Source organism: Klebsiella sp. CN_Kp106, assembly GCF_040064575.1.
In the GTDB taxonomy this organism is placed as follows: domain Bacteria; phylum Pseudomonadota; class Gammaproteobacteria; order Enterobacterales; family Enterobacteriaceae; genus Klebsiella; species Klebsiella michiganensis.
Window position 1 is genome coordinate 80,733 of the sequence record NZ_JBEAIG010000055.1, and the last position, 6,701, is coordinate 87,433.

At 58.8% G+C, this 6,701-nt stretch carries 4 protein-coding genes; 3 read left to right on the top strand and 1 reads right to left on the bottom strand.

All coding sequences use genetic code 11. The features are described 5' to 3' along the window. The first annotated feature begins 69 nt into the window (after window positions 1-69). The gene (locus tag ABLU96_RS19385; protein WP_046877857.1) at window positions 70-1,335 is read left to right on the top strand and encodes a DUF1479 domain-containing protein; all 1,266 of its coding nucleotides are present in this window, start codon (window positions 70-72) and stop codon (window positions 1,333-1,335) included. Here the strand turns inward: ABLU96_RS19385 and ABLU96_RS19390 are convergent. After that, window positions 1,332-2,432, bottom strand: a complete 1,101-nt coding sequence (locus tag ABLU96_RS19390; protein WP_163520863.1) for a LacI family DNA-binding transcriptional regulator — start codon at window positions 2,430-2,432, stop codon at window positions 1,332-1,334. The genes ABLU96_RS19385 and ABLU96_RS19390 overlap by 4 nt on opposite strands. A 271-nt stretch (window positions 2,433-2,703) precedes the next feature. Here ABLU96_RS19390 and ABLU96_RS19395 point away from each other — a divergent pair, with 271 nt between their 5' ends. Both ABLU96_RS19395 and ABLU96_RS19400 read left to right on the top strand, forming a co-directional pair. Next, window positions 2,704-4,005, top strand: a complete 1,302-nt coding sequence (locus tag ABLU96_RS19395; protein WP_004849139.1) for an MFS transporter — start codon at window positions 2,704-2,706, stop codon at window positions 4,003-4,005. A gap of 15 nt (window positions 4,006-4,020) precedes the next feature. After that, the gene (locus ABLU96_RS19400; RefSeq protein ID WP_025108088.1) at window positions 4,021-6,384 is read left to right on the top strand and encodes a glycoside hydrolase family 31 protein; all 2,364 of its coding nucleotides are present in this window, start codon (window positions 4,021-4,023) and stop codon (window positions 6,382-6,384) included. The last annotated feature ends 317 nt before the right edge of the window (window positions 6,385-6,701 follow it).

Consider the following 6,701-nt stretch of genomic DNA (forward strand, 5'->3'; position numbering starts at 1 on the left):
TAACTTAATTTTAACTTAAATTATCATATGTAAGATATATTACTTTCGAATGAAAGATGAGAGGTCATTATGGCTGTTACCCATACCTGTGAAACTTTACCCGCCGACCCCAAAGCGGCCATCCGCCGGATTAAACAGGAGCTGCGGGCGCAAATTGGCGACGTGCAGGCGGTGTTCGATCGGCTGACGGCGCGTATCGCCGCGCGTCTGGAAGAGATTGACGCCCTTAAGGCCAGCGGTCAGGACGTCTGGCCAACGATCCCGTTCGCCGATATTGCCCGGGGCCAGGTCACGGAAGCCCAGCGCGAGCTCATCAAGCGTCGCGGCTGCGCCGTTATCAAGGGCCATTTTTCTCGCGAACAGGCGCTGGCGTGGGACAACGCAATGCTCGAGTATCTCGACCGCAACCATTTCGATGACGTTTATAAAGGTCCCGGCGATACCTTTTTCGGGTCGCTGGAAGCTTCGCGCCCGGAAATCTATCCGATTTACTGGTCCCAGGCGCAGATGCAGGCGCGACAGAGCGATGAAATGGCCGCCGTGCAGTCGTTCCTCAACCGTCTGTGGACCTTTAACCGCGACGGCAAGCAGTGGTTCGACCCGGACGTCAGCGTCATTTACCCGGACCGCATTCGCCGCCGCCCGCCGGGAACCACCTCGAAAGGACTGGGGGCGCATACCGATTCCGGCGCCCTGGAGCGCTGGCTGCTGCCGGCCTATCAGAAAGTGTTTGCCGACGTGTTTAACGGCAACATTGATGCTTACGACCCGTGGGACGCGGCGCACCGCACCGAAGTCGAAGAGTATACGGTCGACAACACCACCAAATGCTCGGTGTTCCGCACCTTCCAGGGGTGGACCGCGCTCTCCGATATGATCCCCGATCAGGGTCTGCTGCACGTGGTGCCGATCCCGGAAGCGATGGCTTACGTGCTGCTGCGTCCGCTGCTCGATGATGTCCCGGAAGATGAGCTGTGCGGCGTCGCGCCGGGCAAGGTGCTGCCGATTTCGGAAAAATGGCACCCGCTGCTGATCAAAGCCTTAAGCTCTATTCCGGCGCTGAATGCGGGCGATTCGGTATGGTGGCACTGCGACGTGATCCACTCGGTCGCGCCGGTGGAAAATCAGCAGGGCTGGGGCAACGTGATGTATATTCCCGCCGCGCCAATGTGCGAGAAAAACCTCGCCTACGCGCAGAAGGTCAAAGCGGCGCTGGCGCGCGGCGCTTCGCCGGGAGATTTCCCCCGCGAGGATTATGAAAGCGACTGGGAAGGCCGCTTTACGCTGGATGACTTAAATATCCACGGTAAGCGCGCGTTGGGGATGGCGAATTAATCATCATATAGCCCCTTCGCTTCAACGGCGGTACGGCGGTTACCGGCGCGTATCCGCCGTACCGAATCGCGTACTGCCAGCGTCCCATGCAGGAGTAACGCGCCGTGCGGCGCATCGGGACGGATCAGTCTCTGCTGTAATAAATGTACCGCTTCGGCCCCTAATTCATCGCGTGGGACGTGGACGGCGGTTAGCGGTACATCCTGGATCGCCGCCAGGTTAAAGCCGTCGATGCTCATGACGGAAACATCCTGCGGGACGCGCAAACCGCGTTTTTGTAATGCGGCGATCGTGCCTGCCGCCATAAAATCACCGCCCACCAGAAATGCCGTCGGCAGCGGGCCATCGCCGCGCTGATCCAGCCACTCCCCGACTTTTTCCTCGGTATCCCTGGCGCTGAAGTTGGGCACAGCGAGCAAATCCCTGCCGTCAACGAAACGGAGATTACGCGCCCGCCACGCCTGCTTAATGCCCAGCAGACGCAGCTCCATGGTATAGCGGCGCAGGCACATCACGTTCATGATCGCCTGATGCCCCATCTCAAATAGATACCGGGCGGCGAACTGGCCGATCAGCCGATGATCCGGCGCCACGGAGGGTAAACGCATTCCCGCGTCGTGGCAGTTAATCATCACGCAGGGCTTCGCCAGATCGGCCGCCAGATCGTGAATATGCGGATCGTCGATACCCAGTAAAATCGCGGCCTGGGTCGATGCTTCATGCATGCGCTGCAAAAACAAATTGGCATCGCTGTCGTTCTCTTCCAGCGCGCAATAGCGCAGGTGTACCTCATGCGGCATAAGGGCGCTATTGATGCTTTGAATCACACGATAGTAGTAAATATCCGTGCGTTCATCGAAAGCGCGCTGAGGGGCAAAGACCACCAGATTATTGAGCAGCATTCGCCCGGCGGCGATACCCTCCATCACGCCCAGCTCGCGGGCGCACTCCAGTACCCTCTGGCGAGCCCTGGCGCTGGTATTCGCTTTCCCCGCCAGCACCCGCGATACCGTGCTCACCGACAGCCCGGTACGCGCCGCGATTTCGCTCACTTTCAGCTTTTTGTCCATTTTGTGATCGCGCTCCACTTTGCTCATGAAAAAATTTTCATATTGAGAATGTGAATATTTTTAAGCGATTTGGCGATGTCATACTGCGATCTGGATCGTCCCATGAAAATATTTGCAGAATTGTCGCTATTGCCCGCTCGCATTCTCCCTTAGCCTGAATTGGTCCAACACCTTTGAGATTAGTCAACCAATAGTGTCGAGACATCAACCTTAACAAACAACGAAATAGAAAATTTTAGCGACAACTCAGCAAGCGGGTTGGTCAATTTTCCCGACTACATGTCTCGTGGAGAGTTCTATGAGCCAAGGCCTCAATAATGATATGGCGGTCAGTAAATCGCGCCGCATAGTGAAGAACCTGCGCTGGTGGATGCTGGTGCTGTTTTTACTCGGCGTCACCGTTAACTACATCACGCGTAATTCGTTGGGGATTATCGCCCCGGAACTAAAAACCTCCCTGGGTATTACCACTGAACAGTACTCATGGATAGTCGGCGCTTTTCAGCTGGCGTACACCATTTTCCAGCCGCTCTGCGGCTGGCTTATCGACGTTATTGGCCTCAAGCTCGGCTTTATGATCTGCGCCACCCTGTGGGCCATCGCCTGCATCGCCCATGCCGGGGCGGGGAGCTGGCTGCACCTGGCGATTCTGCGCTTTTTCATGGGCGGCGCTGAGGCGGCGGCGACGCCAGCCAACGCCAAAACGCTGGGTGAGTGGTTTCCAAAATCCGAGCGGCCGATCGCGGCAGGCTGGGCGGGCGTCGGCTTCTCCGTGGGCGCCATGCTGGCGCCGCCGATTATCTACTTCGCACACGCTTCGTTCGGCTGGCAGGGGGCATTCATGTTCACCGGCGCGCTGGCGCTGCTGTGGGTCGTGCTGTGGTGGGCGTTCTATCATAACCCGGAAAAACACCCTAACCTCGGTAAAGCTGAGCTGGCGCTGATCCAGCAGGACAATGAAGCGCCACCGGTCAAACTGCCCTTCTTTACCGCGCTGAAAACCGTATCGAAAAACAAGCGCTTCTACGGTATCGCCATTCCGGCCTTTATGGCTGAGCCTGCCTGGGCGGTGCTGAGCTTCTGGGTACCGCTCTACCTGGCGAAAGAGCACGGCATGGATTTAAAACAAATCGCCATGTTTGCCTGGCTGCCGTTTCTGGCGGCCGACCTCGGCAGCGTCGCCAGCGGCTATCTGACCAAACTGTATACCCGCTGGTTCGGCTGTTCGCGAGTGAACTCGGTGGTCGCCAGCTCCGTCACCGGCGCCTTCCTGATGATTTCGCTCGCCACCGTGGCGATCACCCGCGATCCCTATATCACCATCGTGCTGATTTCGATAGGCGGCTTCGGCCACCAGATCATCTCCTGCATGCTCAGCGCGCTGGTGGTGGAGTCGTTCGATAAAGGACAGATGGCGACCGTGAACGGGATGCGCGGCTCCGCCGCCTGGATCGCCAGCTTTCTGTTCTCGCTGTTGATTGGCGTCACCGCCGACAAAATCGGCTTCAACCCGCTATTTATCGCCATGGGGTTCTTTGACCTGATTGGCGCGGTATTCCTGGTGGCATTTATTGCTGAACGTCGCGCAAAACGCGCCTGAGAGTGGATGTAAAAAATGAAGACTTTGAAAAACTGGACTTTGCACCAACGGCTGGACCACCACGTTGAGCTGATCGTAGACGGCCAGCACACCCTGTGTCTGTACGTGCTGGAAGAGAATATGTTCCGCGTGCTGCTAAAGCGGCACGGCCAGCTGGCGCTGGATCGCACCTGGAGTATCGCTCCCCAGCAGGACGTGCCTTGGGAAGGGCGCCCGCGCGAAGATTTGAGCGGCTTTAGCCTCCCCGCCTGGCAGCTCACGGAGCATAGCGATACCCTGAGCATCGCCACCGACCAGCTGCGCGTCACCGTCCACCAGCCGCTGTGGCTGGAATGGAGCTATCGCGATGAGGCCGGCGAGTGGCAGCCGCTGGTTAACGACCGCCCCACCAGCGCCTACCTGGCGAATGCGCACGGCGACGGCGTTGCCCACTACCTGAGCCGACGCAAAGACGAACGCTTCTACGGTCTGGGCGAAAAAGCCGGCGATCTGCAGCGTAACGGGAAGCGCTATGAGATGCGTAACCTCGACGCCATGGGCTATAACGCGGCGAGCACCGACCCGCTGTACAAACATATTCCGTTTACCATCGCGCAGCGTAGCGATGTCAGCTACGGTCTGTTTTACGACAACCTGAGCAGCTGCTGGCTGGATCTCGGCAACGAAATCGATAATTACCATACCGCCTATCGCCGCTGGCAGGCGGAAGCCGGCGACATCGATTACTATCTTTTTTCCGGCAAACGGGTACTGGATATCACCAAAGCATTCGTACGCCTGACCGGCAAAACGCTGTTCGGACCGAAATGGAGTCTCGGCTACAGCGGTTCGACGATGCACTACACCGACGCGCCGGATGCGCAAAACCAGCTGATGAACTTCATCCGCCTGTGTGATGAACACGCCATTCCGTGCGATTCGTTCCAGCTCTCTTCCGGCTATACCTCGATTGACGGCAAGCGCTACGTCTTTAACTGGAACAACGACAAGGTGCCGCAGCCGAAGGTGATGAGCCAGGCCTTCCACGATGCCGGACTGAAGCTCGCCGCCAATATTAAGCCCTGCCTGCTGCAGGACCATCCGCGCTATAACGAGGTCGCGGAGCGCGGGCTTTTTATCCGCGATTCACAGGCGGATGCTCCCGAGCGCTCCAGCTTCTGGGATGACGAAGGGTCGCACCTTGACTTTACCAACCCGCAGACCGTCGCCTGGTGGCAGGAAGGCGTGACAACCCAGCTGCTGGAGATGGGTATCGACTCCACGTGGAACGATAATAACGAGTATGAAGTCTGGGACGGCGAAGCCCGCTGTTACGGGTTTGGCGAGGAAATTGCCATTAAACATATTCGCCCGGTCATGCCGCTGCTGATGATGCGCGCGTCGCTGGAGGCTCAGCAGCGCTTTGCGCCGCACAAACGACCGTACCTGATCTCTCGCTCCGGCTGCGCCGGGATGCAGCGCTACGTCCAGACCTGGAGCGGCGATAACCGTACCAACTGGGATACGCTGCGCTATAACACCCGCATGGGGCTGGGAATGAGCCTCTCCGGGCTGTTCAATGTCGGCCACGATGTTGGCGGCTTCTCTGGCGATAAACCGGACCCGGAGCTGTTCGTACGCTGGGTACAAAACGGCGTTATGCATCCGCGCTTTACCATTCACTCGTGGAATGACGACCAGACGGTCAACGAAGCCTGGATGTACCCGGAAGTCACGCCGGCTATCCGTTCAGCCATTGAGCTGCGCTATCGTCTGCTGCCGTATCTCTATACGCTGCTGTGGCAGGCTCACGCCGACGATGAACCGATGCTGCGTCCGACCTTCCTCGATCACGAACACGATCCGCAGACGTTTGCCGAATGCGACGACTTCCTGCTGGGTCGCGATCTGCTGGTCGCCAGCGTCGTCGAACCCGGCGCGCGTCAGCGCCGCGTCTGGCTGCCGGCCAATCAGGACGGCTGGTACGACTTTGATAGCCACCAGTGGTTCGCGGGAGGCCAGTGGATCGTCCTTGATGCGCCGCTGGAAAAACTGCCGCTGCTGGTTCGCGCCGGAGCAGGCCTGCCGCTGAGCGAGCGTATCCGCCACGTCGATGCGCAAAAAGACGATTGCCGCGAGCTGAAACTCTTCCCGCTGAAGGGCGTGGGGACCCGTCGCGGCCTGCTGTTTGAAGATGATGGCGAAAGCTGGGGCTATCAGAATGGCCATGCGCTGTGGGTAGAATGGGAAATGGTTTGCGATAGCGCCAGCATCAACCTGAAGGTGAACGCGCGCGGCGATTATCGTCCGGCGTGGAAAGCGCTGAAGGTGTCGTTGCCGGCGGGGGAAAAACGCAGGCTGCTGGTGAACGGTGAAGAAAGGAGCGAGTGGCGGGTGTAGTGCGGATAAGGCGCAGCAGCGCCTTTGGGAAATTCAGCCACTCTGCGAACTGCAAGGGGGGATTCTGCGCTCTGCTCCCGGGGGCGGCGCTTAACGCGCCTTGCCCGGGCTACAGATTCATCGCCGTCTGCGGGCCGGTAGCCGGACAGATGCGCAGCATCGCCTCCGGGGAGTTCAGTCACTCTGCGAACTGCAAGGGGGGATTCTGCGCTCTGCTCCCGGGGGCGGCGCTTAACGCGCCTTGCCCGGGCTACAGATTCATCGCCGTCTGCGGGCCGGTAGATACTGTGAACGCCTGCAACCATTTTTAGTTGCCG

Excerpts from the sequence above, each read along its gene's own strand:
- ABLU96_RS19400 (WP_025108088.1), top strand. The coding sequence starts at position 4,021 with ATGAAGACTTTGAAAAACTGGACTTTGCACCAACGGCTGGACCACCAC.
- ABLU96_RS19385 (WP_046877857.1), top strand. The coding sequence starts at position 70 with ATGGCTGTTACCCATACCTGTGAAACTTTACCCGCCGACCCCAAAGCG.
- ABLU96_RS19390 (WP_163520863.1), bottom strand. The coding sequence starts at position 2,432 with ATGAGCAAAGTGGAGCGCGATCACAAAATGGACAAAAAGCTGAAAGTG.
- ABLU96_RS19395 (WP_004849139.1), top strand. The coding sequence starts at position 2,704 with ATGAGCCAAGGCCTCAATAATGATATGGCGGTCAGTAAATCGCGCCGC.